The organism is Geobacillus thermocatenulatus (assembly GCF_002217655.1).
Classification (GTDB): domain Bacteria; phylum Bacillota; class Bacilli; order Bacillales; family Anoxybacillaceae; genus Geobacillus; species Geobacillus thermocatenulatus.
Map to the genome: position 1 here is coordinate 535,473 of NZ_NEWK01000002.1, position 23,699 is coordinate 559,171.

22 protein-coding genes and 1 riboswitch are annotated in these 23,699 nt (G+C 54.8%); of the genes, 4 read left to right on the plus strand and 18 right to left on the minus strand.

What is annotated here, in order from left to right:
- Nucleotides 1-57: 57 nt before the first annotated feature.
- Entirely contained in the window at nucleotides 58-2,601 is a 2,544-nt protein-coding gene (locus B9L19_RS11540) for a restriction endonuclease-like protein (protein WP_047753300.1), read from the minus strand.
- Nucleotides 2,570-4,249, minus strand: coding sequence for an MrcB family domain-containing protein (locus B9L19_RS11545; RefSeq protein WP_047753301.1), 1,680 nt, complete (start codon nucleotides 4,247-4,249; stop codon nucleotides 2,570-2,572). Before B9L19_RS11545 ends, B9L19_RS11540 begins: the two co-directional genes overlap by 32 nt.
- 429 nt (nucleotides 4,250-4,678) lie before the next feature.
- Here B9L19_RS11545 and B9L19_RS11550 point away from each other — a divergent pair, with 429 nt between their 5' ends.
- The gene (locus B9L19_RS11550) at nucleotides 4,679-5,446 is read left to right on the plus strand and encodes a DODA-type extradiol aromatic ring-opening family dioxygenase (RefSeq protein WP_047753302.1); all 768 of its coding nucleotides are present in this window, start codon (nucleotides 4,679-4,681) and stop codon (nucleotides 5,444-5,446) included.
- A 234-nt stretch (nucleotides 5,447-5,680) separates the two neighbouring features.
- Here the strand turns inward: B9L19_RS11550 and B9L19_RS11555 are convergent, their stop codons facing one another.
- The 3 genes from B9L19_RS11555 to B9L19_RS19595 form a co-directional block, all read right to left on the minus strand.
- Nucleotides 5,681-6,172 (minus strand): PIN domain-containing protein, encoded by a 492-nt coding sequence (locus B9L19_RS11555; protein WP_223810896.1) that lies wholly within the window; start codon nucleotides 6,170-6,172, stop codon nucleotides 5,681-5,683.
- 13 nt (nucleotides 6,173-6,185) lie between these two features.
- Nucleotides 6,186-7,346, minus strand: coding sequence for a helix-turn-helix domain-containing protein (locus tag B9L19_RS11560; protein WP_047753303.1), 1,161 nt, complete (start codon nucleotides 7,344-7,346; stop codon nucleotides 6,186-6,188).
- Between the two features lie 344 nt (nucleotides 7,347-7,690).
- A complete protein-coding gene (locus B9L19_RS19595; protein WP_256363781.1) occupies nucleotides 7,691-7,822 on the minus strand; it encodes a hypothetical protein in 132 nt (43 codons plus the stop codon).
- A 112-nt stretch (nucleotides 7,823-7,934) separates the two neighbouring features.
- On the opposite strand from B9L19_RS19595, the gene B9L19_RS11565 reads away from it, so the two are divergent.
- Nucleotides 7,935-8,372, plus strand: coding sequence for a hypothetical protein (locus B9L19_RS11565; protein ID WP_025951206.1), 438 nt, complete (start codon nucleotides 7,935-7,937; stop codon nucleotides 8,370-8,372).
- A gap of 53 nt (nucleotides 8,373-8,425) precedes the next feature.
- Here the strand turns inward: B9L19_RS11565 and B9L19_RS11570 are convergent, their stop codons facing one another.
- From B9L19_RS11570 to B9L19_RS11580, 3 genes are all read right to left on the minus strand, one after another.
- Nucleotides 8,426-9,331 carry a pseudouridine-5'-phosphate glycosidase gene (locus tag B9L19_RS11570; protein ID WP_047753304.1) on the minus strand — a complete coding sequence of 302 codons (906 nt, stop codon included), beginning with the start codon at nucleotides 9,329-9,331 and terminating at the stop codon, nucleotides 8,426-8,428.
- Between the two features lies 1 nt (nucleotide 9,332).
- Nucleotides 9,333-10,274, minus strand: coding sequence for a carbohydrate kinase family protein (locus tag B9L19_RS11575; RefSeq protein WP_047753305.1), 942 nt, complete (start codon nucleotides 10,272-10,274; stop codon nucleotides 9,333-9,335).
- A 190-nt stretch (nucleotides 10,275-10,464) separates the two neighbouring features.
- Nucleotides 10,465-11,685, minus strand: a complete 1,221-nt coding sequence (locus tag B9L19_RS11580; RefSeq protein ID WP_047753306.1) for a YeeE/YedE family protein — start codon at nucleotides 11,683-11,685, stop codon at nucleotides 10,465-10,467.
- A gap of 150 nt (nucleotides 11,686-11,835) precedes the next feature.
- Between B9L19_RS11580 and mscL the strand changes: the two genes are divergently transcribed.
- Nucleotides 11,836-12,231, plus strand: coding sequence for a large conductance mechanosensitive channel protein MscL (mscL, locus tag B9L19_RS11585; protein ID WP_015374498.1), 396 nt, complete (start codon nucleotides 11,836-11,838; stop codon nucleotides 12,229-12,231).
- 130 nt (nucleotides 12,232-12,361) lie between these two features.
- Here mscL and B9L19_RS11590 read toward each other — a convergent pair whose 3' ends face one another.
- From B9L19_RS11590 to hutG, 5 genes are all read right to left on the minus strand, one after another.
- Complete coding sequence (locus tag B9L19_RS11590; protein ID WP_047753307.1) at nucleotides 12,362-13,690, minus strand: YjiH family protein; 1,329 nt, start codon at nucleotides 13,688-13,690, stop codon at nucleotides 12,362-12,364.
- A gap of 99 nt (nucleotides 13,691-13,789) precedes the next feature.
- Nucleotides 13,790-15,064, minus strand: coding sequence for an imidazolonepropionase (gene hutI, locus B9L19_RS11595; RefSeq protein ID WP_025951201.1), 1,275 nt, complete (start codon nucleotides 15,062-15,064; stop codon nucleotides 13,790-13,792).
- A gap of 15 nt (nucleotides 15,065-15,079) precedes the next feature.
- Nucleotides 15,080-16,735, minus strand: coding sequence for a urocanate hydratase (gene hutU / locus B9L19_RS11600; protein ID WP_425268982.1), 1,656 nt, complete (start codon nucleotides 16,733-16,735; stop codon nucleotides 15,080-15,082).
- A gap of 218 nt (nucleotides 16,736-16,953) precedes the next feature.
- Nucleotides 16,954-18,435: a response regulator transcription factor gene (locus B9L19_RS11605; protein WP_047753311.1), complete on the minus strand. Its 1,482-nt coding sequence runs from the start codon at nucleotides 18,433-18,435 to the stop codon at nucleotides 16,954-16,956.
- A 4-nt stretch (nucleotides 18,436-18,439) separates the two neighbouring features.
- A complete protein-coding gene (hutG, locus tag B9L19_RS11610; protein WP_025951198.1) occupies nucleotides 18,440-19,411 on the minus strand; it encodes a formimidoylglutamase in 972 nt (323 codons plus the stop codon).
- A gap of 270 nt (nucleotides 19,412-19,681) precedes the next feature.
- Here hutG and B9L19_RS11615 point away from each other — a divergent pair, with 270 nt between their 5' ends.
- Entirely contained in the window at nucleotides 19,682-20,098 is a 417-nt protein-coding gene (locus B9L19_RS11615; protein WP_025951197.1) for a PaaI family thioesterase, read from the plus strand.
- A gap of 14 nt (nucleotides 20,099-20,112) precedes the next feature.
- Here B9L19_RS11615 and B9L19_RS18740 read toward each other — a convergent pair whose 3' ends face one another.
- The 5 genes from B9L19_RS18740 to opp4A all read right to left on the minus strand — a co-directional run bounded on the left by B9L19_RS18740 (nucleotide 20,113) and on the right by opp4A (nucleotide 23,699).
- Nucleotides 20,113-20,325, minus strand: a complete 213-nt coding sequence (locus tag B9L19_RS18740; protein WP_128733430.1) for a hypothetical protein — start codon at nucleotides 20,323-20,325, stop codon at nucleotides 20,113-20,115.
- Nucleotides 20,326-20,359: 34 nt separating this feature from the next.
- The gene (locus tag B9L19_RS11620; protein WP_047753312.1) at nucleotides 20,360-20,842 is read right to left on the minus strand and encodes a PaaI family thioesterase; all 483 of its coding nucleotides are present in this window, start codon (nucleotides 20,840-20,842) and stop codon (nucleotides 20,360-20,362) included.
- A 103-nt stretch (nucleotides 20,843-20,945) separates the two neighbouring features.
- Nucleotides 20,946-21,329, minus strand: a complete 384-nt coding sequence (locus tag B9L19_RS11625) for a VOC family protein (protein WP_047753313.1) — start codon at nucleotides 21,327-21,329, stop codon at nucleotides 20,946-20,948.
- Between the two features lie 56 nt (nucleotides 21,330-21,385).
- Entirely contained in the window at nucleotides 21,386-21,703 is a 318-nt protein-coding gene (locus B9L19_RS11630) for a hypothetical protein (protein WP_047753314.1), read from the minus strand.
- 48 nt (nucleotides 21,704-21,751) lie between these two features.
- Nucleotides 21,752-21,856, minus strand: a riboswitch (SAM riboswitch).
- 61 nt (nucleotides 21,857-21,917) lie between these two features.
- Nucleotides 21,918-23,699: an oligopeptide ABC transporter substrate-binding protein gene (opp4A, locus tag B9L19_RS11635; protein ID WP_025951194.1), complete on the minus strand. Its 1,782-nt coding sequence runs from the start codon at nucleotides 23,697-23,699 to the stop codon at nucleotides 21,918-21,920.

Genomic DNA, 23,699 nt, shown 5'->3' on the forward strand with positions numbered 1-23,699 from the left:
AAAAGCGATATTCATAAACGCCCAGAGGGAATGCTACAATGCTTGAGGTGTGCAATGTCATCGCAAAGTTGGCTTTTCCAGGTTCATTTTCTGATCGCGCCCCTCCCCCATCATCCCCACCACTTCGCGAAACACGGCCGATGGCTGCTTGCGGAGCAGGTCGGCGGGAATTGTTTTGTGCTTTGCGCCGTTTGTGATGATGAGACGGCCGCTTTCCAGGCGGATGGACACGTTTTTGACGCGGTATGCGGTGATCTTGGACGCCTGATCCAAGTAGCGGGCGTCCAGGTCGAATCGGATGCGGTCGGACAGCCGCCGCAAGATGCGCCAAAGGGCGATTTCGTCGCTTGATTTCATGAACAGTTCGGGCAGTTCTTTCGCCTGCTTGAGCGTGTTGAGCGTCGTCATCGCATAAACGGCGATGCCGTAGCCGACAGGGCGGATGACGTGTTGGAGAAAGTTCCAGCTTTCGACTTCGAAGCGAACGTATTCGTCATCGCTCCGTTTTGGCAGTTCGGCGATGGCCGAGCGTTTGACGATGTTCACGGCGGTGATTTTGCCAAAGCACGTGACCCCGTTTTGCGGGGCGGCTCCTTGTTTCGGGTAAAGGGCGATGTAGCGCGCGTTTTGCCATCCTTTTTTCAGCTGCTTGACTGGGATGTGGTAGAAGCGGTGCTTCACGTAGGCTTCGTAATGCCGCGCGCTTGGCACCATGCCGACAAGCACATGCTCGTCGAACGCCGACCGCCATTCTTCGATGATCCCTTGCGGCAGGATGCCTTCTTGTTGCAGTTCTTCAGGATTGTTTTCGATCAGCCGCTCGATGAACTGCTCGACGAGGCGGGTGGCGTTCGGCAAAAACGGCAGACCGCCGATGTTGACGTCGTTGATGCTTTTGTACAGCGGGTGCGCTTGGTAGCTGTCTTCGTCATGCCACGGGAAGAGCACGTAGGCGCCAAAGGCGGTGCGCTCGTACGGGCCGCCGCGGCGGGCGACAAGGGAATCGCGGTAGCGGTGCATCGTGTTGATGTCGTCTTCCATCGGGCCCGGCATTCCGTACCGTTTTTCATACGCGCTGCCGGAAACGGCGAAATCAAGGCGGTACTTGGCGTCGAAAATGTAGTTGAACGTATAGTCTTTTCCTTTCTTTTCAATCGCCAAAACCGTGTCGGGCATTTGCGGGACGGTCGGCAGCCTTCCTTCGTACGGCTGATAGGTCAGCGTGATGCGCTCGCCCGTGTGCGGATGTTCGTACACTTGCTTGGCGGAGCGGGTTTTGTCGAGATGGACGAACAGCCCCAAGCGGTTCACTTGGATGACGTTTTGACTGATGAGTCTGTATTTTTTCCCGAGAAGCTGCCCGAGTTTTAGAAACGTCCAGTACTCGTACAACGTCGCCACGTCTTTGACGGACATTCGGTACAGCGTTCCCTGCAAGGCGAGGCCGCGGGTGATGAGGAGAAACAGCTGATAGGCGTCGCGGTATCCAGGCGCCATTTGCAGGACGAGGCTCGCAACAGAGCGGTCAAGCCGCCCGATCGGCCGCCAAAAGGAGTGGCGGAGACGGGTTTCGAGGGCGCGGATCATCGCCGTGATCCGCTGAAGCAGCTCCGAGTCTGGCTCCGCTTCATACCGCTTTTGTTTCGCTTCGATGTGTGCAAGCAAATCGCGCAGCTTCTCGACAAGGCGCGTCATCATCCATTTGACGAACCGGTTTTCGAGCGTGTCGTACGTCAGTTCTTGTTTCGCTTTGAGCCCGGATTGCGGCATGACGGTCCGCCCTCCGATGTCGATGCCGCTTTTGACATCGCGGAACACATGCGGCCGCTTGCGCAAATCATTCCGTCCTGCCGCATCCAAACGGCCGAGCTGGTCGCCGCGCACCCTCACATGGACGGTCGACAGTTGATGGTGCGGCTGCCGCTCGATATGGCGAATGGCCTGCAAAAAATCGCCGATATGCGCGTCCATGAGTCGGAAAAATTCGCTTCGGGACGGCGCGCCGCTGCGCTTCGCCTTCGCCCGCTGGTATGTGCGCTTGATAAAGTGAAACGCCAAGTTGTAAATTTCTTCGCTCACTTCATTAAGCAGCCGCTGGTAGTCTTGTTTGTAGGTCAATTTCGTCGGGAAAATTTCGATCGTCACGTTCAAAACCGAGCGGTGGCCGTCGCGGATTTCGAATGTCGACAGCCCAACTTCATTCGGGAAGTGGAGATTGCCCATCAACACCGCCTGTCCGCCGATGTCAACCAGGCTGATGGCGTTTCTCAGCGCTGGCGACTCATGGTAAAAGGAGAGCACCCGGTCGGTTTTCGGAACGACAAGCAGCTGATAGACGCCGTTTTCAAAGAAAATCGGGCGGTGGCCGCCCGACCAGTCGACAAGCGCCCCCGCGTCCACGTCAAACAGTTTGACGCTTCGCACCCCTTCGCCGCTTGCGAAAAACTCCATCGTCTCGTGGAAATCGAGGCAGCGGTACTGCTTAAGCCCTTCGTATTGTTCGTGGTACGGCTTTCCTTTGATTACGAGCGTGAGCTGTTCCGTTTCGATATGGACGAGCTCATAGTCGTCACGCCCCAAGCCAGAACGAAGTGAAGCCATCGTCCTCCAACCTCCGCAGCATGCGCCAAATTTTCTCCGCGCTTTTTGGATAGCGGGCGTACGACACATCAAGCGCGCCGCTGTAGTCCCCGTCCGGTTCGAAGCCGGCGCAAAGGACAAACAGTTCTTTGAGCGCCCGCTCGAGCCGCGCGTCGCTTCCTGAAAGGCGCGGCAACATTTTTTGCATGAGGCAATAGTCGAACGCCTTGTCCCATTCCATTAGCTTTCCTTCTTCATTGTAGGCCAAGTAGAAGCAAATTTCGTCGCGGACGCGGTAGCCGATGTGCGCCCCGAGCGGCTCAAGGATGCGGTTGATGTCCACGAGCTGTTTCGTCGCGTCTTCTACCAGCTTTGGATAATCGGCATATACATCTTTCAAATGCAAATACCGCGCCGCGAACAGCTCCTGCCCGACAGGTTGGGGCGTCGCGGTCGGCACATCGCGCAAAAAGTCGAGATGGTCGAGACGGACGCGGTTGAACTCGATCGTGTTCGCGCGGTCGAGCACTTTTTTGCTGAAGGGGTGGGTCGTCTCGTCCATGTTGACCGTGCCGATGATGTAGACGTTCGGCGGGAGAAAAAGGTCGCGCCCCGCCCTTTCTCTCGGCAGCACCCGCGACGACGTGATGTGCCCATTTTCCCAGCGGCGGCTTTCCATGACGCTCAGCACATCGCTGAAGTAATGCTCGACGCGGGCGAGGTTCATCTCGTCCAACACGACGAAATACGGTTTGTCGGGATGGTTCTCGGCTTCGATGATGACGTTCGTAAGCGGCCCAGGCTTGAACTCGCCTTTAATGTCGACATAGCCAAGCAAATCAGAGCCGTCGTTCCAGTCCGGGCGGACGGGGATCAAGGCGAAGCGGCCGTTGTCTTCCGTGGCGCCGACGCTCTCGGCGAGCCATTGAACGATTTTCGTTTTCCCCGTTCCGGAAATGCCGGATAAGATGACAAACGGTTTCGTTTTTAATGAAAGAAAGAGGTTGGCCACTTCCTCTTTTGTGTAATAAAAACCTTTGGCGGATATGTATGAATGAATATGCTCAACCGCCTCCCGATAGGAAAAGGCCTGCTCGGGCGGTGTCATTGGTTCTGTTCGCTCTACATACTGTCGATAATAATCGATCATCGTTTCGAGGTCGCGCGCGAGTTGTTCATCGGATGGCAAATCGTCAAACGAATAGGCGATATACGCCGCCACCGACCGTTCGTAGTCTTTCGCCCGTTTGCTTTCGCCAAGACGGATGTCATCATCCGTCCGCACGCGCTCTCCGGCAGGAATGAGTTGGCGGATGCCGCGCTTCACCCGCTCCATTTCGTCTTTCGGCGTCTCCGTCACTCCTTGGGCAAGCGTCAAATAGAGGCGGCGCATATCTTCGCTGAACAAGCAGACGATATAATAGCCGCGCTGCGTCGAATCCGTCACTTCTTGATCCATCACCGCCACCCACGGCACGTCGGTCCAATTCCCTTGACCGACCGACCCTTTCACCATATACCGGTCAGGCGGCAGAAACGGCAGCGCTTTCAACGCCTCTGGAATCGCCCGCGTCACTAACTGAAACGTCCGCCGCTCTTTCGACAGTTTTTCCTGCTTGTCTTGCTCGTAGATGGCCATCACTTCACGGAACAGATCGTGCAATGACATAAGAATAGCTCCTTCGTGCCGAAATGTTTTCTTCGTTTCTATTTTTCTTCTATTCTACTAAAAAATCAGCTCTCTTAACTAGTAAGAGAGCCGCTTTTTCGAGCATTCACGGAGGAGAAGCGCGTTGAAGGGACACATTCGTCTTGGTGATATCTCTCTTTCATCTCCCCAAACGCCCGATCGGGTTGGGCGGCGATGAATATGGCGGGAGGCAAGGAAAAGCTCCTCATCGTAAGGGAGACAGAAACGCCCCCGAGAAGATTCAAACCTCCATCGCACGGTTTAGGAAAGCGAGTGCATAGAAGAGCAAAAGATGTTTATGCTACACTAGGGATGAGAAATTCCGGCGCCGTTTTTCGGCGAATCGTTTGGAGGCGGCACTAGGCCGCAAGCGGATCTTCCAATATGATGCAAGGGAGGAATAGAACGATGAGACCCCCCGCCCTGTTTCTCGCTCACGGTTCGCCGATGCTGGCGATCGAGGACAATGCGTACACGGCGTTTTTGGGCAAACTCGGGGAAGGAATTCGCCCGCAGGCGGTCGTCGTCTTTACCGCACATTGGGTGACGCGCCAACCGACGGTTTCGGCGGTTGAGGGGACGTATGACATGATTTATGATTTTTCCGGATTTCCGCGCGAGTTGTATGAAGTGGTGTATCCGGCGCGCGGGTCGGTCGAGTGGGCGGAGCGCGTGCGGGAGCGCCTAGGCGGCATGGCGGAAGTGGCCGTCGATCGGACCCGGGGGTTGGATCACGGTTCGTGGGTGCTGCTCGACCGCTTATTTCCGAAAGCGGATATTCCGGTTGTGCAGGCGTCGATCGTGCCGTGGTGGACGCCGAAGCAATTGTTTCAGCTCGGGGAAGCGCTGCGCCCGCTGCGGGATGAGGGCGTGATGATCATCGGCAGCGGCGGGACGGTGCACAATTTGATGGCGCTCCGCTGGGAAGGGCATGCGGAGGCGGACGAATGGGCCGTCGCATTTGATGATTGGCTTCTCAGCCGATCCGCCGCCCATAGTGAAGAGGTGTTCGAGTATGAGAACAAGGCGCCGTACGCCAAGCAGGCCGTGCCGACGCCCGAGCATCTCGCGCCGTACTGGATCGCCTACGGGGCCGGCGATCGCGGCGGGGCGCCGCGCGCGTTGTTCCGTGAGTACCAGTATGGGAGCTTAAGCTTGATGGCGGTGGCGTTTTAAGCGGAAAGCCCGCTCCCTGCTTCAACGCATAGGGCGGGTTGTTTCTTTGATCGAAAACAGCGTTGCTACTGCCCGGAGCACGTTTTATACGTTTGCCCGTTGCCACATGGGTCTTTGCGGCCAGTTTTTGGTGGAAGACGTGGAATGTTCTCAAAGAAAGGCCGTCCTTGAATCGCATCCAGACAGGACCGTTCCCTATTTCAATGCAAAAGGCGCTAGTCTTGTTCAACACGGCTACACATCTTGCAAATGATACTGTTTATAAATTTGGTTCTTCAACCTCGGATGCAAGTGGCAGCTGCACTCATCGGAAAACAACCGGTCAATCAATCCCTTGAATTCTTCCCGTCCGATCAACCGACGCTCATACGCGCAACATAAAATTCCTAAAGTTCCCGTATATTCGATGCCATAACTTTCACATGCATTGATGATCCTTTTTTCATTCGATGTGCATACAATCATATCTTGACCGGCAATGGCAATCAGTTCTGCATCATATTCGCTCAAACCTGTCCATTCTGTCAGCAGCTGATACATGAGCCCGTATCCCTCTTCCGTATGCAAAGAGACCGTTTCATAATCGATTTGTCGCAAAGCCGTCCGGATATCGTCAGGAGTCTCATTCCACAAAATACTTTCGGGAACACACACTCGGCCAAACACTCTCGTCAGTAAATCCATCCTGTCCAACTCATAAAAATCGTTTAACACATTGTTGTCCACCACCGCTCTCTTTTTATAAAGCCCCCGTATTTTCTGAACATCCATGCTCCTTATACCATCCCTTGACCATTTCTCTAGCAGTCCGCAAATCGCATCCAAGGATTTCGCATACTTTGTTAATCGTAATGCTCCCCTCAAAATACGCCTGTTTCACAAAATAGGTCAGTTTGCGGTTTTTGGGAATATACTCGATTGGAGCGGGTTCTTGTTCTTTATATCCTTGCTCCCGCAACGTTTTTCGCAAATGGCCGTACGTCCTTCCGGAAATGTATTGTTCATCCAATAAGGCCCTCATGAAGGCTTCAGCACTGACAAAAAATTGGCGCTTAAGCTCCATAATCGTTTCAAGGGTAACATATCGTTTAAAATAATAGGCATATTCCCGCAACTGTTCGCGAGGAATAAGAAAGTAGCTTGCAAACAACGTGGCGACTTTTTCATTGATTTCCCTTCTTGCGCTGCTGTAAGTAAGAGAGCTAAGATCACTTCGGTACTCCTCGCGATGAAAAATAAGATGGCCAAGTTCGTGAATGACGCTGAACCGTTTTCGTTCCTCAGGTATTTCGTCGTGATCATTAAGGAAAATAAAAGCTCCTTTTTCCTCGGAGTAAGCCGATAAACCATCAATTTTTTTATCAATCGTTTTCAACGCGATGACATGTATACCATGGCGCTCTAAAACCGCATAAATATCGCTTGGGATCACATGATCAAGGCCAAACATTTTCCTCGTTTGTTCCGCTGCTTGTCGAATAATGGTTTTATGCTCCTCCGTTAACTCATGATCAACGAGCTTTACTTTATACGTTGGGGGCAAATAAGCAACACTAGCCTCTCCAAAAGAGGCAAGCAGCTCATAATAATCATCCATGATCCGATTCACTTGATTTTGATCAATCAGACGAAAGTTTTCTTTAGGGTTATCCGCGCGAAACATGAAAGAAGATATTGGTTCACGCTGATCATCTGAAGAAACGATCAAATCCTTCATCGGGATATTCAAGTGTCGCGACAGAAGAAATAATTTTGCACTGTCAGGAATTTGTTCCCCTTTTAAATATTTGGCAATCGTTTGTCTCGTCACGCCCATCAATTCGGCTAAATCTTGATTCTTCAACCCCAACTCGTTTTTGACCCGATTTAGATTTTTCGCGATCGTTTGTTTAATCTCCATCATCGCACCCCTTTATGTTAATTATTCTTAACCAAAATAGATCCATAATTCGATATTAACGTTAATTTTTATTAACCTTTCTTTTAACATACCATATCGGGTTGGCATCAATCAACTTCACCATTTTGGGAATAAGCATTGTACACTATTTGTAAACGTTTTTAGATAAGTTTAAGTCTTTGTTAAGCAACAAGCCCGCCCCTCGCTTCCATGCGCGAAGGCAGGCTGTTTTTTTAGCCAAAGTACGTGTACTTGCTTTTCGCAGCACTTTTCTACTTTTCCCGCTGCCGATTTCGCCCGTAGTATCGGCTGGGTGTCAACGTTCAGCTAGCCCCTTAAAGGGTTCACGATTTTCTTTTTAACCCTACTTTACATATAAGAATAGCAATGAAAACACTGACAGCGACAGCGGCCGCAACGATGGTGATCGGCAGCCAGTCAGTGGCAAAAGATGAATGAGTGATCATTTCAGCCATAGCAGCGCCCCTCCTTTATCCATCATAAAGGAAATCCCGCCAGATTTGAAACTGCTGTTCCTTCTCGCAAACTCGCTTGTTTGATATACTAGAGTGGAAGGAGGTGAAGGAGATGGAAGAAAAAACGATATTGGCGCAAATTTTGCAAGTGCTTGATTTGTACGCGTCCGATATGCGCAAGCAGTTCGAAGCGCTCCATGAGAAATTCGACTCGCTCCAACGCCAAGTCCAAGCGTTGAGCGAACAAACGAACACGATGAACAAACGTATTGAGGACATGGACAAGCGCATCGAAGACATGGACAAACGCATGGAAGGAATGAACGGACGTATGAAAGGAATGGACGGACGCATCGAGGAGATGGACGGACGGTTTGAGCGGCAGATCGCCCAGTTGGAGCGCACCGTGAACGAACGGTTCGAACGGCTCGAAGCGAAACTCGGCCACATCCGCGTCGAACCAGTTGAAACACAAGAAACAGTCGACTTCCACTCCGTCAAAATCGCCCAGCACGATCGAAAAATCCGCCATTTGCTTCACGCTCGATAAATCCTCCACCGCCATCACGCCCCCGCCCTCCCATCAAGGCGGGAGCGTTCGCATCAAGAAAGCTCTCGGGCAAGGTCGGCCGCCAAGGCGGCGTTGTTTTTCACTAAGGCGATGTTTGCTTTTAAGCTTTTGCCTGCGGTTAACGTTTTCACACGGTCAAGCAAAAACGGGGTGACCGCTTTGCCGGTGATGTGCTGCTTTTCTGCTTCGTTGAGCGCTTGTTCGATGATGGCGGTGATATACGACTCCTCGAGCTCCTCTTCTTTTGGGACAGGATTGGCGATCACAACACCGCCGTTTAACCCAAGCCCCCATTTCGTTTCGATGAACTGAGCGATTTCTTCTGCGCTGTCGAGGCGATAGTCGACGCGAAACGGGCTCGTCCGCGAATAGAACGCCGGCAGGACGTCCGTCTGATAGCCGATGACCGGAACTCCGTGCGTCTCGAGGTATTCAAGCGTCAAGCCTAAATCCAAAATTGATTTCGCCCCTGCGCAGACGACCGCGACGTTGGTGCGCGAGAGTTCCTGCAAGTCAGCCGAGATGTCCATCGTCTGTTCGGCGCCGCGGTGCACGCCGCCGATGCCGCCGGTCGCAAACACGCGGATGCCCGCCATCTGGGCGCAAATCATCGTCCCCGCCACGGTCGTCGCCCCGTGTTTCTTTTTTGCGACGACATACGGCAAGTCGCGGCGGCTCACTTTTTCAATATCGCGGCTTGTACCTAACTGTTCAAGTTCGTCTTCGGTCAACCCGATTTTGATGTTTCCGTTTAAAATGGCGATCGTCGCCGGCACGGCGCCGCGGTCGCGGATGATCTGTTCAACCGCTTTCGCCGTTTGCACGTTTTCCGGATACGGCATGCCGTGCGAGATAATCGTCGATTCCAAGGCGACGATCGGTTTTTGTTCTGCTTTAGCTTGAGCGACTTCTTCGGAAAAGACGAGAAAATCATGCATATCACTTCGTTCTCCCTTCGCAAAAATACCGCGCATAGGCGGCTTGCAACAGGTGTTCATTCAAAGCGGGATGCACCGTTTCGGCCGTTTGCAGCGTAAGCACCGCATTGCTCATCCCGAAGCGGCAGGCGTCTTCGATCGCACGGCCTCCGAGGACGCCGTGCAAAAATCCAGCCGCAAAGGCGTCGCCCGCTCCGGTGGCGTCAACGACATCCACCTTTGGCGCCGCGAGCGTCCCTGTTTCCCCTTGCTTGGCGGCGTACGCAACGCCGTTTGCGCCGCTCGTGATGACAACGTTCTTGGTGCCGGCGTGAAGGATCGCTTCCATGATGTCGTCCGTATGCCCGTCGCTTCCCACAAATGCCTTCGCCTCCGCTTCATTCGTGATAAGCCACGTTACACCAGACAAATCGCTAGGCAATCGCTTCACTTTTGGAGCCGACACGGTCACCACACAAAGCGGGATATCCTCTTGGCGACATTGTTCGATCACCAAACGAATGACAGCCTTCGGGAAATTCGTGTCAAGCACGACGGCTGAAATCGGGCCGAGTTCGGGCCATCGCTGCTTCATCCATTCTTTTCCCACTGTATCATAAATGACCATATCCGCCAAGGCGAGAACCATCTCGCCGCATTCATCGAGCACCGCTGTATACGTCCCGGTGTTCGCTTTTGACGTTCGCATGATGAAGCTCGTATTGACATATCGACTCGTCACGTCAATGAGCCACTGTCCATCGCGATCATCGCCAACGGTGCTGACGAGTGAAACAGTATGGCCAAACCGCCCTAAGTTTTCCGCCACGTTTCTCGCCACCCCGCCCGCGGTTTGCGTCGTGACGACGGGATGGGACGTGCCGAGCCGAAACGGAGTGAGCAACCGTGCTTTCCGGTCGACGTTCGCCCCGCCGATGCAGACGATCGAGGCCGCTTGTCGCATGCCTTTTCCCTCCTCTTCCAATGATCGCAGCCGCGCGATCCCGCCACTTTCCAAACGGAGAAAACGATTTCAAAAAAGCGGACAGCTGCACGCTTCGAAGCCTCACCACCCATTGTACCACATACCGCCTGGCAAAAACGGCATAACGAAAGCACCCCGCCAACATGACGGGATGCCGATGTTCGAACGTTTAGTTTTTGTACGCACAATACGGACGCAGTTTGACGCCGATCAGACTGCCAAGGAAAGCAAAGACAAACCACGCCCAGCCGTGGGCGCTGAACGAGGCAATGCCGCCGAAATACGCACCGATATTGCAGCCAAAAGCCAGCCGGGCGCCGTATCCCATCATCAGCCCGCCGATCAGCGCGCCGATCGTCATGCGCGTCGGACGCTTCCACTGAATGGGTTTTGTATAGCGGCCCGCGAGCGCCGCCGCCAACAAGGCGCCGACCATCAAGCTGATGTCCATTACGGTCGTTGTATCGTAGTAGAGGGGATTCGCGAGCGCCTGCCGTTTCGCTTCATCTTGCCAGTACGCCCAAGCGGTCGGGTCGATGCCAAACAGCTGCACAAACTTCGCTCCCCAAAGGGCGAAGGCGGACGTAATGCCCCACGGCTTGCCGCTAATCATCAGCACAAGTGCGTTCGTTACAGCCAAGAGCAACGCCCCGACCAGAAGCGGCCATGGCCCTTTGTAAATCGCTTTCCAGCCATGACGGTTCTCAAGCGGCGCGGCCACGAGTTGGCCGTGGCGTCGTTTTTCCATCACCGTCACCGCATAGTAGACGACCGCAAGCAAAACCAACTGAAACAAAAACCCTCCCAAGGGGCCGAACTCGCCAATGAACGAGAACGGCTCCCATTGCGGCATCTTCGCCCACACGTCAAAGTGAGTCGTCGCAATGACGGAGCCAGCGATGAACCCGATGAGCGTCACGATGCCGTTCGCATCGCCCCCACCGATATGGTACAACGTCCCGGACGCACAGCCGTCGCCAAGCTGCATGCCGATGCCAAACAGAAAAGCACCGACGATGACCGATACTCCCACGCCAAATACATACCCTGACACCGGGTGCCCGAGCGCCGAGCCTTTCACGAGCAGCGGCAAAAACAACGCGCTGGCTGCCGCCAACATTATCATTTGCGCCCGGATTCCTTCCCCCTCGCGGTATAAAATGAATTTGCGCCATGCAGAAGTAAAACCGAAATGCGCTTGGTACAATACAAATCCACCAAACGCTCCCAGCACGTACAAAAGCGCCTGTTGCCAAGAAACGAAGCTATATAAGAACAACGTGCCACCGATCAATATGAGGATGGAGACCGCAATCATCCACGCAGTCGGATGTTTCGGGGCGTTCGCTGCTTGTTTCGCGCGAACATCTTGTTGTGCAGTCATTTCCATGGTGCACTTCCTCCTTTGCTGTTTGTTCATTAGCTTACTTTATAATACTATAAAATAGATTGTTTTTCTATGAATTAAATCAGAAAGTTTCCATGTTGCCACTGATCGGGTATAATGCAAACGAATCGTTTCAATAAGGAGGAGATCGGCATGTGGAACGAGTTTAAAAAATTCGCCGTCCGCGGCAATGTCATCGACTTGGCCGTCGGGGTCATCATAGGCGGAGCGTTTGGCAAAATCGTGTCTTCGCTCGTCAATGACATTATCATGCCGCTCGTCGGCTTATTGTTGGGAGGCATCAATTTCAGCGGCCTGTCGTGGAAAGTCGGCAAAGCGGAAGTGAAATATGGGGCGTTTATCCAAACGGTCGTCGACTTTTTGATCATCGCGTTTTCGATTTTCCTGTTTGTGAAATTGATCAACACGCTGTATGAACGGGTGAAAAAGCAGGAAGAGGTGAAGGAAACCGCGCCGACGCTGACGAAAGAGGAGGAGCTATTGACAGAGATTCGCGATTTGTTAAAGCAGCAGCGGGAAACGCTGTGAAAGCCTGTCTCGGAGGTGGACAGGCTTTCATGGCGCTGAAACTTCTCAATCGGGTTGATGGAATGGCGGCGAACCTGAAAATCGCAGCCACCCCATCGATGTCCGTTTTCATCGAAGCGCCGCGCTCCCGTCAAAGCAGCCAATATGCGAGCGGCGCGGTGAGGATGAGCGTCAAGACGGTGCGTTCGAACCAGATGACCAGCAGCCTCGGCAAGCTGAGCGGAATTTCTGTAGATAAAATGCATGGAATGACAGCGGAAAAGAATAGGATCGCCGAGACGGATACGACCGCAATAATGAATTTTGTAACAAGCGGAGCTTCGGTGACAAGCAAAGCGGGCAAAAACATTTCCGCGATTTCAATGGCCGAAGCTTTCGCAGCCAACAACGGTTCAGGGATTTGCAACAGAAGGGTGAATGGATAGAACAGGTAGCCCAACCAGTCAAACAACGGCGTATATTCAGCGAGCAGCAGCCCGATCAGTCCGACTGACATAATGGAAGGCAAAATGCCCATCGTCATGATGAAGCCATCGCGCAAGTTCTCCCCTATGTTTGTCCCAATCCCTTTTGACTGTCCTACCGCTTTCATCGCCTCAGACCAAGCTTGCTTCATATAGCTTCCCGTCACTTTTTGTTCGGGATCTCCTTTGCCGTCGTAATACTCGTCGCTCATGCGGCTCAGCGGCCAAAGCCGAGCGGTAAGCGCTGTAACGGCAAACGTCACGAGAAATGTCACCCAAAAATACGTGTTCCAGATTGGCATGAGCCCCAATGTTTTCGCGACAACGATCATAAATGTCACCGATACGGTGGAAAAGCCGGTAGCGATGATCGCTGCTTCTTTCACGGTGTATTTGCCTTCTTTGAACACTTTATTGGTGATCAATAGACCGATCGAGTAGCTGCCGACAAAGGAGGCGACGGCGTCGATCGCCGAACGGCCCGGCGTTTTCCAAATCGGACGCATGATCGGCTGCATCCATACGCCGACAAATTCTAAAAGCCCGTAGCCAACGAGCATGGCGAGAAAGACGGAGCCAATCGGCACAAGAAGTCCGACGGAAATGACGAGCTTGTCATATAAGAATGGTCCCATATTCGGCTGAAACAACCATGACGGACCGATGCGAAACACCAACATGACCGCCGTAATCAGCCCAACAACTTTCAGCAGCGAAAAAACGACTGTTACGGCATCTTTGTTCCACGTTTTTTTATAAAATGGATAAATGGCACCGAGAGCGATCACGATCAGAGCATAATAAGGAACAAGTGCTGAAAACTGGGTGCGGATCCATGTCACAATATGATCGAGCAAAATCGATGATGTGCCGCTGATGGACACCGGGACGAAAAATACGAAAATGCCGATGGCACTAAAGACGAAAAACTTCCATACCCCGCTGGCCGGCGTGGGCGTCGGCACGGATGGCGCTATATTTGTATCCGTTTTCATTCTCCCCCACCCCCATTGTTCTTTTTACCCCAACTTGCGCGGCCGGAAGCATAGCCGCTTCCGGTCGCCAAACGCTTTGGCGAAAGACGATTCCTCCCTTCAGATGCACACCTTGCCTTCTTTCACCACCACCTCCCCGCCTTTGATCACCGTCTCAACATGGTTGACTCCGTAATGGTACATGATCTGCACGTAATTCGGAACGTTGAACATGACCAAATCCGCCTTCTTCCCCGGCTCGAGGCTGCCGACGAGATGCGCACGGCCGATGGCGTGGGCGGCGTTGATCGTGGCGGCGGCGATGGCTTCGGCCGGGGTCATGCGCATATGCAGGCAGGCTAGGCTCATGACAAGCGGCAGCGAGACGGTCGGCGACGAACCAGGGTTGCAGTCGGTCGCCAAAGCGACGGGGACTCCAGCGTCGATCAGACGGCGGGCGTCAGCGGCTTTTGTCATTAAGAAAAAGGCGGTGCCTGGCAAAAGGACGCCGATGACGCCGCCATCGGCCATGCGGCGGATTCCTTCGTCCGACGCCCGAAGCAGGTGGTCGGCGGAGATGGCGCCGACTTCGGCGGCCAGTTCCGCCCCGCCGTACGGTTCGATTTCATCAGCGTGAATTTTCGGCGTCAAGCCGTGCGCTTTCCCTGCTTCCAAAATGAGGCGGGCTTGTTCAGGCGTAAACACGCCGCGCTCGCAAAAGACGTCGTTGAACTCGGCCAACCCAAGGCGGGCCGCTTCGGGAATCATCTCATCGATGATCAGGCGGACGTACCCGTCCGGGTCGTGCTTCCATTCGGGCGGAACGGCGTGGGCGCCAAGAAACGTTGAGACAACATCGACCGGGTGGGTGTCATCGAGACGCTTGGCGACGTTAAGCTGCTTGATTTCGTGCTCAAGGCTTAAGCCGTAGCCGCTTTTCGCCTCGACGGTCGTGACCCCATGAAGCAAAAACTGGTCAAGCCGCCGCTTGCTTTCGTCATACAGCGCTTCCTCCGACGCTTCGCGCGTCGCCTTCGTCGTCGCGTGAATGCCGCCGCCGGCGTTCATGATCTCCATGTACGTCGCTCCATGAAGGCGCATCGTCCACTCGTGTTCGCGGCTGCCGGCGTACACAAGATGGGTGTGGGGATCGATGAGGCCAGGGGTGACCGTTTTGCCTTTGGCGTCGATGACCTCTGCCTCGGAAAACCGATCGGCAAACCGACGGGCCAGTTCATCGTCTGGGCCGACCGCCACAATCACTCCGTTTTCGATCCAGACGCTGCCGTTTTCGATGATGCCGAGATTGCTCATCTTCTCCTTGACGAGCGGAGCCGCGGAGCCTCCCGCCAGCGTCACAAGCTGGCGGGCGCGGCGGATAAAAAGCGGACGCATAGGCGGTTCTCCTTTCTATTTCAACATCGGCATATCGATGCCTTTTTCTTTCGCCGTCCGAATGGCGAGCTCATAGCCGGCGTCGGCGTGGCGGACGACGCCAAGCCCGGGGTCGGTCGTCAACACCCGCTCCAGCCGCTTTTCTGCCTCTTTCGTTCCATCAGCGACGATGACCATGCCGGCGTGAATCGAGTAGCCCATGCCGACGCCGCCGCCGTGGTGAACCGACACCCAGCTCGCGCCGCCAACCGCATTCAACAGCGCATTTAAAATCGGCCAGTCGGCGATGGCGTCGCTTCCGTCTTTCATTCCTTCCGTCTCCCGGTTCGGCGAAGCGACGGAGCCGGAATCCAAATGATCGCGCCCGATGACGATCGGCGCCTTCAATTCACCGCGGGCGACCATGTCATTGATGATTTTTCCGAACTTCGCCCGCTCGCCGTAGCCGAGCCAGCAAATGCGCGCCGGCAGCCCTTGGAACTGAATGCGTTTTTGCGCCATGCGAATCCAATGGCAAAGCCGCTCGTTGTCGCTGAATTCGCGCAAAATGACTTCATCGGTTTTGAAAATGTCCTCCGGATCGCCCGAGAGCGCCACCCAGCGGAACGGACCTTTTCCTTCGCAAAAGAGTGGACGGATGTAAGCCGGCACAAAGCCTGGGAAGGAGAAAGCCTCCTCGACCCCTTCGTCTTTCGCCACTTGGCGGATGTTGTTGCCATAGTCAAACGTCACCGCTCCTTGCTTTTGCATCGCGAGCATCGCCCGCACATGGGCGGCGATCGACTGTTTCGCGCGGGCGACGTACTGCTTCGGGTCACGCGCCCTGAGTTCGGCGGACTCATCAAGCGTAAGGCCAGCCGGGATGTAGCCGTTCAACGGATCGTGGGCGGACGTTTGATCGGTCAAGACGTCCGGCACAAAGCCCATTTCGACAAGACGCGGCAGCACCTCGGCCGCATTGCCCACAAGGCCGATCGACAGCGCTTTTTTCTCTTCCTTCGCTTGTTTCGCCATCGCAAGCGCCGTCTCCAAGCGGTCGGTCATCGTGTCGAGATATTTCGTATCAAGGCGGCGCTGAATGCGGGCCGGATCGATTTCGACAGCGAGGCAAACGCCGCCGTTCATCGTCACGGCGAGCGGCTGCGCCCCGCCCATGCCGCCAAGGCCGGCGGTTAGCGTGATCGTCCCGGCCAGCGTGCCGCCAAAGTGCTGGCGCGCCACTTCAGCAAACGTTTCGTACGTTCCTTGGACGATCCCTTGGCTGCCGATGTAAATCCAGCTTCCGGCCGTCATTTGTCCGTACATAATCAGCCCCTTTTTGTCAAGCTCATGGAAATGGTCCCACGTCGCCCATGCGGGCACGAGGTTGGAGTTGGCGATCAGCACGCGAGGGGCGTCCGGATGCGTGCGAAACACCGCCACCGGCTTGCCGGATTGAATGAGCAGCGTTTCATCGTTTTCTAAACGAAGGAGGGTGTCCACAATCGCCTCGTAGCATTCCCAGTTGCGCGCCGCCTTGCCGATGCCGCCGTAGACGATCAACTCCTCCGGCCGCTCGGCGACATCGGGATGCAAATTGTTGTTCAGCATCCGCAGCGCCGCTTCTTGAATCCATCCTTTCGCCCGCCGCTCGGTGCCCGCAAGCGGCTCAATCGTTCGTTTCTCCGTCATCGTCATCCTCCCCTTTTCCCTCTTTGCTTTTGATTGTAAGGGAGCAAAGAAGGAGAAGATAGGCGCGCTTCTTTTGAAAACGATCACATTTTTTTGAATTTTCTATTTCATTTCCGTTTTAACTGTTCATTTTTTTCGATATCGATCCATTTCTTTTGAAACATACGCCGCCCCTCTCGCGATCCGTCAAGGCTGCGCTTTGTCATAGACAAAACCGCCTACCGCGGCGATGACGGTTTCAGCCGTTGTTCGTCGCGGTAGGCGGTCGGCGTTTCGTTCAGTTCGGCTTTAAAGACGCGCGTCAAATAATGGGCGGTGCGAAATCCGGTTTGTTCGGCGATTTCTTTGATCGACAAGTCCGTCTGCCGAAGCAGCCGCTTCGCTTCCTCAAGCCGCCGATTCGTCAGCCACTGGCGAAACGTCACGCCCCGCTTTTTCGACAACAAATGGCTGAAATACGCGGGGCTGCGCCCGGCAGCGGCCGCGACCCGCTCAAGCGTAAGCGACGGATCGCGAAAATGCGCCTCCATATAGCGGAGGCCGCGCTCCACAGGGTCGACGCGCGCGTCTTCCGCGGCCTGCTTGGCCTCGTGGAACAACCGATATAAAAATAAAATCAATTCTTGAACGATGCGGTACAAGACGGGATGATACAAAATTTCTTGAAAGATGCGCATATATTCGCGTTCGGTTCCGCCGCGGTCCAGGCGGTACGTTTTCATAAAGCGGCGAATTTGCGCCAAAATGCTTGTCAACCGCGTCCGCACCATCTCCGGACTCGGAAACGGCGGCGCCCAATGGGAAAATTCGCGCTGCAGCCATCGTTTCACCGCTTCGTGGTCGAATCGCTCGAGCATTTCGATCCATTGCCGCTGCTCCTCGGGCGTCAAAAATGGATCGAGCTCACGCCACTGTTCGCATTCCGAAGCAGGAGCGATCACTTGGCGATAGCCAATGAAAAACGTCGTCTCGAGCAGCCGGCGGGCCGCCTGGTATTGCGCGCGCACCGTCCTCCGGCCATCAGGTGGCATCGCCACCACCGCGAGCGGCTCATGATGATCTTCCTCCCAATCGCGCAGCAGCTTCCACGCCTCTTCCTTCCCGTCTCCCGGCAAATCAAACAGCAAGCAGACCGCCATCTCGGTAAGCGGCAAGACGCGCGCTCGTCCGCGAAAGGGGTAATCCGTCAAAAAACGGATCACTTCCTGGGACAAAGCGGGCTGTTCCGCCTGCACAAGCCATACATGCGCGGAGGCCGCGGAAGGAAAATCGCAAAACAAGGAGCGGTAATCGTCGTGATGAGCGTCCAACCCCGTCGGCAAGCCTGGGCGTCCCGGGGAACGCGACGCCGCCGCCCGCAGCGCCTGCTTCAGCCTGGCGGGCTCAAGCGGCTTGACAAGCAAATCGATGCATTGCCAGTCGATGGCTTGTTTCGCCCGCGCGAACGTCGCCTCGGCCGTTACGGCAATCACCCGTTGGCAAAACAAGCGGACGTGGGCGGTCGCCTGCGGCCATCGTTCATACGGAATCATGTCGAGTTCGACGTACAACAGCTCCGGCGTCTCCCTCTCCAAGACGGCCATCATCTCCTCCACGGTGGCTGCCGTATACACCCGCTCAATCGGCAAGGAATACGCGGACACGAGCCAGCGGATCGCTTCCCGTTCTTTGTCATCCCGTTCGGCAATGACCAATTTCACGTTCTCACCGCCTTGGCTGCAAGCGTTGAAAATGAAGGAGCGCCTCCATGCAAAAGGCGGCCGCCAACGCCACCGTTTTTCCGCCTTCATCCAAGAGTGGATTGACTTCGCAAAGGTCGACGCTGATCGTTTTCGGATGGGAAACGATTCGGCGGATGAGCGCGCGCGCCAGAGACGGGGCGAGCCCAAACGGCGACGGCGCGCTCACCCCCGGCGCGGCGGCCGCGCTGATGGCGTCCATGCAAATGGTGAGCATCACCGCATCATGATCGGCGGCAAATTTCTCAATTTGTTCATAGGCAGCCTCGATCGACCCTGCGGTCAGCTCGTCTTCCAGCATGTACCGGCACCGATACGTCTCGGCGTCCGCAAACAGCGCCGCCGTATTGCCGAGCCGCTGAATGCCAAGGCAGAAGTAGCTCACTCGATCGTCTTGATCCAATATTTGCCGAAACATCGTCCCGGATGTCGGCCCGTCATCATACGGCCGCAAGTCGAAATGGGCATCGATGTTGAGGATGCCAAGGCGGGCATCCGTCCCAAGCGCTTCCCGGACGCCCAAGTAATGCCCATATGCCGTCTCATGGCCGCCGCCGATCACGATAGGAGCCATGTTGTGTTGCAGGAGGCGGGCGATGGCTATTCCGAGCTCGGCTTGGCTCTGTTCGAGATGTCCGTCCACGCAAACGACATCGCCTGCATCGTACGCTGCGGCCCCTTCCGGAAGATGCCAAGGCAGGCGGGCGAGCGCGGCTTTGACGGCGGCAGGCGCCTCTTTCGCCCCTTGGCGTCCTTGGTTGCGGCGCACGCCTTCGTCGCACGCAAACCCGATGAACGCGGCCGCCCGTTCTGCCGCTGTCTCCAATGGTTGGGACAAGTCGAGCAGGCGAATGCGCTGATGAAGGCGAAACGCCCGTTCATCGCTCACGCTGTCAACCCGCCCGGTCCAACGGCCGGCGTCTGGCGGTTGATACATAAGACCCTCTCCTTTCCATCATCCGCTGTTTGTTTCTTTCGCCGCCGCTTTGCCGTACTCCTCCCTTGCGCACGAAAAAGAGGAAATCGCCGCCGTTTGGCGAATAAAACATCCATGAGCTCATTTCGCTCACCACCCGATGAAAATCGCTGCTTTAGGATCCATGATGTTCACCGAAACGATCCACGAGCGGCGTTTTGCCCTCCATCCGGGCATGAAAATGACCCCATTTTCATGGAAACGCAATGGACGACAGAAAGGATGTTCGAGATGAAGCCAATTACCAACTTGCATGACGTCATTGCCGGAAAAAGCGCGCCGCCGCCGTGCGACGAGACGCTCGGCGTCCGCCTGGCGGAAGCACGGGACGGCTATGCGAAGGGGGTATGGACGATCCATGAATCGCTTCTCAACGGCAACGGGGTGATTATGGGCGGGTTCGTCGGAGCGGCGGCGGACATTCTCATGGCGTATGCGGTGACCACCTTGCTTCGCGATGACCAACTGCTCGCCTCCATCAACTTGCAGACGACGTTTCACCGCCCCGCGGCGGCAGGGGAAGCTGAAATCGAAGCAAGAGTGGAAAAGTTCGGGAAAACTGTCGCCTACGTGACTGCCGTCGTCCGGCAAGACGGCAAAGAAGTGGCGAGCGCGACCTCCTCGGTGCTGATTATGGATAAACCGTAAAAAAGCGCTTTCGGTCATGGAAGGGGGGGTGCAACGCTGGCGCCGAGGCAGACGCCAAACCGGTCCAACTGAATCGGGCTGTTGGCAGCAGCCATGCCTAGAAGCGTTCGATCAGCAACCTGTTTCGCCCCGCCATCCAAGGATGGACATGTCACTTGTGAAGATGTCCGCTTTTTCCCAAGCGGGATCGAGCGCAACGAGCAAAGCGCCGGAGAAAGCGCTGTCAAAAACAGCCGCCCTCCGGCGCTTTTCGTTTGCTTGTCATCCCTGGACAAACGTTTTCGGCATGACGACCGCGACGACTTGACCGCGGGCGCACAGTTCACCGTTGGCGAACACCTCGGTGTCCACTTGCCATTTTTTCGGGTGAATCTCCGTCACCGTTCCGACGGCGACAAGCGGCACGCCATGCGGCGTCGGCTTGACAAAGTCGACATGAAGCGACGCGGTGACAAAGCGCGGCGGCGTTTCCCAGCTTCCCGGCTCATGGCCGTTTTTCCGATGCAAGGCGAGCGCCGCCGACCCGGTGCCATGGCAGTCGATGAGCGAGGCGATCAGCCCGCCGTACACAAACCCGGGGATCGCCGTATGTTCCGGGCGCGGCGTGTAGACGGTCACCGTTTTGTCCCCGTCCCAGCCGGTGCGGAAATGATGGCCTTGCTCATTCAGCCGTCCGCAGCCGTAGCACCAGGCGAATTCATCCGGGTAGTCGTCTTGAATGGCGCGAATGACTTGCGGCTCCATCCATTTTCCCTCCTCTCTCCTTTTATATATACGGGGTGCACCCCCTATTTTCCTTCCTGCATGGCAAAAGGCGGCCATCGGTTATGGCCGCCTCCCCCTTCGTTCATTGCGCCGGCTCGTAAAACTCGATCCATTCGCCGTCCGGGCCAAGGAAAAATAAGTATTTCGCCCCGTTTGGGAGCGTTGTAATTTCATCCCACACTAGCGGGACGCCGAGCGACTGAAGCCGTTCTTTTTCCTGCTCGATGCCTTCGACCGTAAACGCCACGTGGTGCACTTTTCCTTCCGTCGGCAAGTTCGGGTTGTATCCTTCGATCAGCTCGACGATGATCGAGCCGTCAATCCCTAAAAACGCCAGTTTCATTGTTCCGTTCGTATGAATCATTTCATTAAGCAGCTCCAGGCCGACGACGTTTTGGTAAAATGCCTTTGATGCCTCGATGTCTTTTACTTGAATGCCGACATGCTCAAATTTTTTGACTGCCATCTGTTGCGTCTCCCTTTCTGTCATGAAGTGGAAAACACCGTCTGCAAGTACGGCGTTCATTGCATCGGTCGAATCCCTTTTTTGGCAAGTTCGGCCCATATGTAGCGATCAAGGGCGTACGGTCCGTCCGCCTTCCATGCATCTGCCTCGCTGTCGGTCAGCAGAATAGAAAACGCCGTTCCCTGCGCTTCCCCATACAAATGAATATACTTCCCCCCGCGGTCGACATGCACCGCCGCCTTGGGATCAAACCGAATCAGCTCCGCCTGCACGCAGCGCATGACATGAACGGCGAACGCCGCGGCACGGAGATGAGCGGCCATGCAAGCTCGGATGGAAGCGTCCCTCTCCACGGTTTCCCGCTTCACCCCCATCGACAAAAACCCCCTTCCGCCTCGGAATGATGCGAAAGGGGGCAGCCGTTCTTATCATCCAAAGCGAAACCGCTTTGCGGGTGTTAGCACCTTGCCGGCGGCAGGTTGCTGTGGGGTCATCAAGCCCGTTCTCTCGCCCACTCTTGATAAGCCATATGATCATTTGTCTTTCATGTTACCATATCGAATCCCATAGAAGCAATCGCTTTTTTGTTTATTCCGCCACTTCTGGCTGCTCGGACGTGACGCCGACATCTTTCCACGTCAGCTTCGAGCTCGGGTCAACCGTAAAGTTGGCGACGCGATTGTTGACTGCTACAACACCAAAGCGATACAATGTCGGAATAACCGGCACTTCTTCAGTCATCAACTTTTGCCACTCGCTGTAAATTTTTCTGCGGTATTCTTTATCAAACGCCTGCTCGGAATGGCCCTTTTCGAGCAGCTCGTCGTTTTTCTCGTTCACCCAGCGGGAGTAGTTGAACATGACGTTGCGGCCGTACAGGCCGTACGGGTCAACGTCCGTTCCTGTTGCCCAGGCAGCAGCGTAAACATCCACTTTCGGGTCATCTTTTTCAACCATGTCATAGAACGAGTTGAACTCCGCCAGACGGCCGTCCACCAATTGGACATCCAAGCCAACGTTTTTCCAGCATTGCATGTAAAACTTCGCCAACGGCTCGGCAATATCGCCGCCGCTCATCGCCAAAAAGTTGATCGTAAACTTTTTGCCGTTCGGATCTTCGCGCAAGCCGTCGCCATCCACATCTTTATAGCCGGCCTCATCAAGCAACTGTTTTGCTTTTTCCGGATTATACGTGTACCCTTTGATTGAGCTGTCATGGTATCCCGGGAACGACGGCGGGATCAGCGTGGTCGCCGGGAAGCGCAAGCCGTGGTACAAGCGATCAGCCACTTCTTGGTTGTTGATGGCGTACGCCATGGCTTGGCGCAGCTTTTTGTTCTGGAATTTCGGATTGTCCATCACATTTTCTTGCTTTTTCGCATCCCAATGGCCGAGTTTAAAGCCGATATAGTTGTAGGCCAAGTCGATCCTGCCGATGAATTGCAAGTTTTTCGTCCCTTTTGCATTCACGTATTGGTCGGCTGGAAAATCGGCGACGTCGATGTCCCCTTTTTTCAATGCTTGCAATACCACTTTCGGGCTGACGACTTTCACAATGACGCCATCCAAGTTCGGTTTGCCCGCCCAATAATCGTCGTTGCGGACGAATTCGACCGATTCGCCTGGAACGATTTTCTTCACTTTAAACGGGCCAAACCCGATTGGATTTTTTCGAATTTTATCCGACTGCGCCAACTGTTTGATCGGCACGTCTTTCAAATAATGCTTCGGCAGCGGGTACGCCCAAATGCCGGTTAACACAGACGGATTTGCATGCTTCCATGTGATCGTCATCGTCTTTTTGTCAATCACTTTAATGCCAGCGATTTTATCAGTTTTGCCGCTATGGTACTCATCCATGCCGACAATGTCTTGAATAAGCGCATCCCCATAGCGAACACCTGTGTAATCTTTATGCCCAATGACCAAGTATGCGTATTCTAAGTCTTCGGCCGTCACTGGCTGGCCGTCATGCCAGTTGACGTTGTCCTTGATGCGAATCGTCATCGTCTTTTTGTCTTTCGATAGTTCATATGTCGCGGCTCCATCGTTGGTGATTTCATAGTCACCATTTGTGCGGAAAAGAGACTCATCAAAAAATTGCATAACTTCAGCATCAGGCGCGCCTGTATAAAACGCGCGGTTGAGCGTCCCTTCAAAAGGAGTATCGGAGACAAGCCCGTACTTCAGCACCCCCCCATCGATGATTTTCCCGTCGTTTTTCACGGTCATCGGGAATTTGCTGATGTCTTCTTTTTGCGCTGCTGGTTTTTCCTTGTTGCTGTTTCCGCCAGTCGTTTCCGACTTGCCCGTGCACCCAGCCAGCACGAGCAGGAGCGCGGCGAGCGCCGCCATCCACTTTCGCTTCAC

What these genes read in the sequence shown, in the direction of transcription:
- B9L19_RS11540 (WP_047753300.1), bottom strand. Translation starts at nt 2,601, where the DNA reads ATGGCTTCACTTCGTTCTGGCTTGGGGCGTGACGACTATGAGCTCGTC.
- B9L19_RS11545 (WP_047753301.1), bottom strand. Translation starts at nt 4,249, where the DNA reads ATGTCATTGCACGATCTGTTCCGTGAAGTGATGGCCATCTACGAGCAA.
- B9L19_RS11550 (WP_047753302.1), top strand. Translation starts at nt 4,679, where the DNA reads ATGAGACCCCCCGCCCTGTTTCTCGCTCACGGTTCGCCGATGCTGGCG.
- B9L19_RS11560 (WP_047753303.1), bottom strand. Translation starts at nt 7,346, where the DNA reads ATGGAGATTAAACAAACGATCGCGAAAAATCTAAATCGGGTCAAAAAC.
- B9L19_RS19595 (WP_256363781.1), bottom strand. Translation starts at nt 7,822, where the DNA reads ATGGCTGAAATGATCACTCATTCATCTTTTGCCACTGACTGGCTGCCG.
- B9L19_RS11565 (WP_025951206.1), top strand. Translation starts at nt 7,935, where the DNA reads ATGGAAGAAAAAACGATATTGGCGCAAATTTTGCAAGTGCTTGATTTG.
- B9L19_RS11570 (WP_047753304.1), bottom strand. Translation starts at nt 9,331, where the DNA reads ATGCATGATTTTCTCGTCTTTTCCGAAGAAGTCGCTCAAGCTAAAGCA.
- B9L19_RS11575 (WP_047753305.1), bottom strand. Translation starts at nt 10,274, where the DNA reads ATGCGACAAGCGGCCTCGATCGTCTGCATCGGCGGGGCGAACGTCGAC.
- B9L19_RS11580 (WP_047753306.1), bottom strand. Translation starts at nt 11,685, where the DNA reads ATGGAAATGACTGCACAACAAGATGTTCGCGCGAAACAAGCAGCGAAC.
- mscL (WP_015374498.1), top strand. Translation starts at nt 11,836, where the DNA reads ATGTGGAACGAGTTTAAAAAATTCGCCGTCCGCGGCAATGTCATCGAC.
- B9L19_RS11590 (WP_047753307.1), bottom strand. Translation starts at nt 13,690, where the DNA reads ATGAAAACGGATACAAATATAGCGCCATCCGTGCCGACGCCCACGCCG.
- hutI (WP_025951201.1), bottom strand. Translation starts at nt 15,064, where the DNA reads ATGCGTCCGCTTTTTATCCGCCGCGCCCGCCAGCTTGTGACGCTGGCG.
- hutU (WP_425268982.1), bottom strand. Translation starts at nt 16,735, where the DNA reads ATGACGGAGAAACGAACGATTGAGCCGCTTGCGGGCACCGAGCGGCGG.
- hutG (WP_025951198.1), bottom strand. Translation starts at nt 19,411, where the DNA reads ATGTATCAACCGCCAGACGCCGGCCGTTGGACCGGGCGGGTTGACAGC.
- B9L19_RS11615 (WP_025951197.1), top strand. Translation starts at nt 19,682, where the DNA reads ATGAAGCCAATTACCAACTTGCATGACGTCATTGCCGGAAAAAGCGCG.
- B9L19_RS11620 (WP_047753312.1), bottom strand. Translation starts at nt 20,842, where the DNA reads ATGGAGCCGCAAGTCATTCGCGCCATTCAAGACGACTACCCGGATGAA.
- B9L19_RS11625 (WP_047753313.1), bottom strand. Translation starts at nt 21,329, where the DNA reads ATGGCAGTCAAAAAATTTGAGCATGTCGGCATTCAAGTAAAAGACATC.
- B9L19_RS11630 (WP_047753314.1), bottom strand. Translation starts at nt 21,703, where the DNA reads ATGGGGGTGAAGCGGGAAACCGTGGAGAGGGACGCTTCCATCCGAGCT.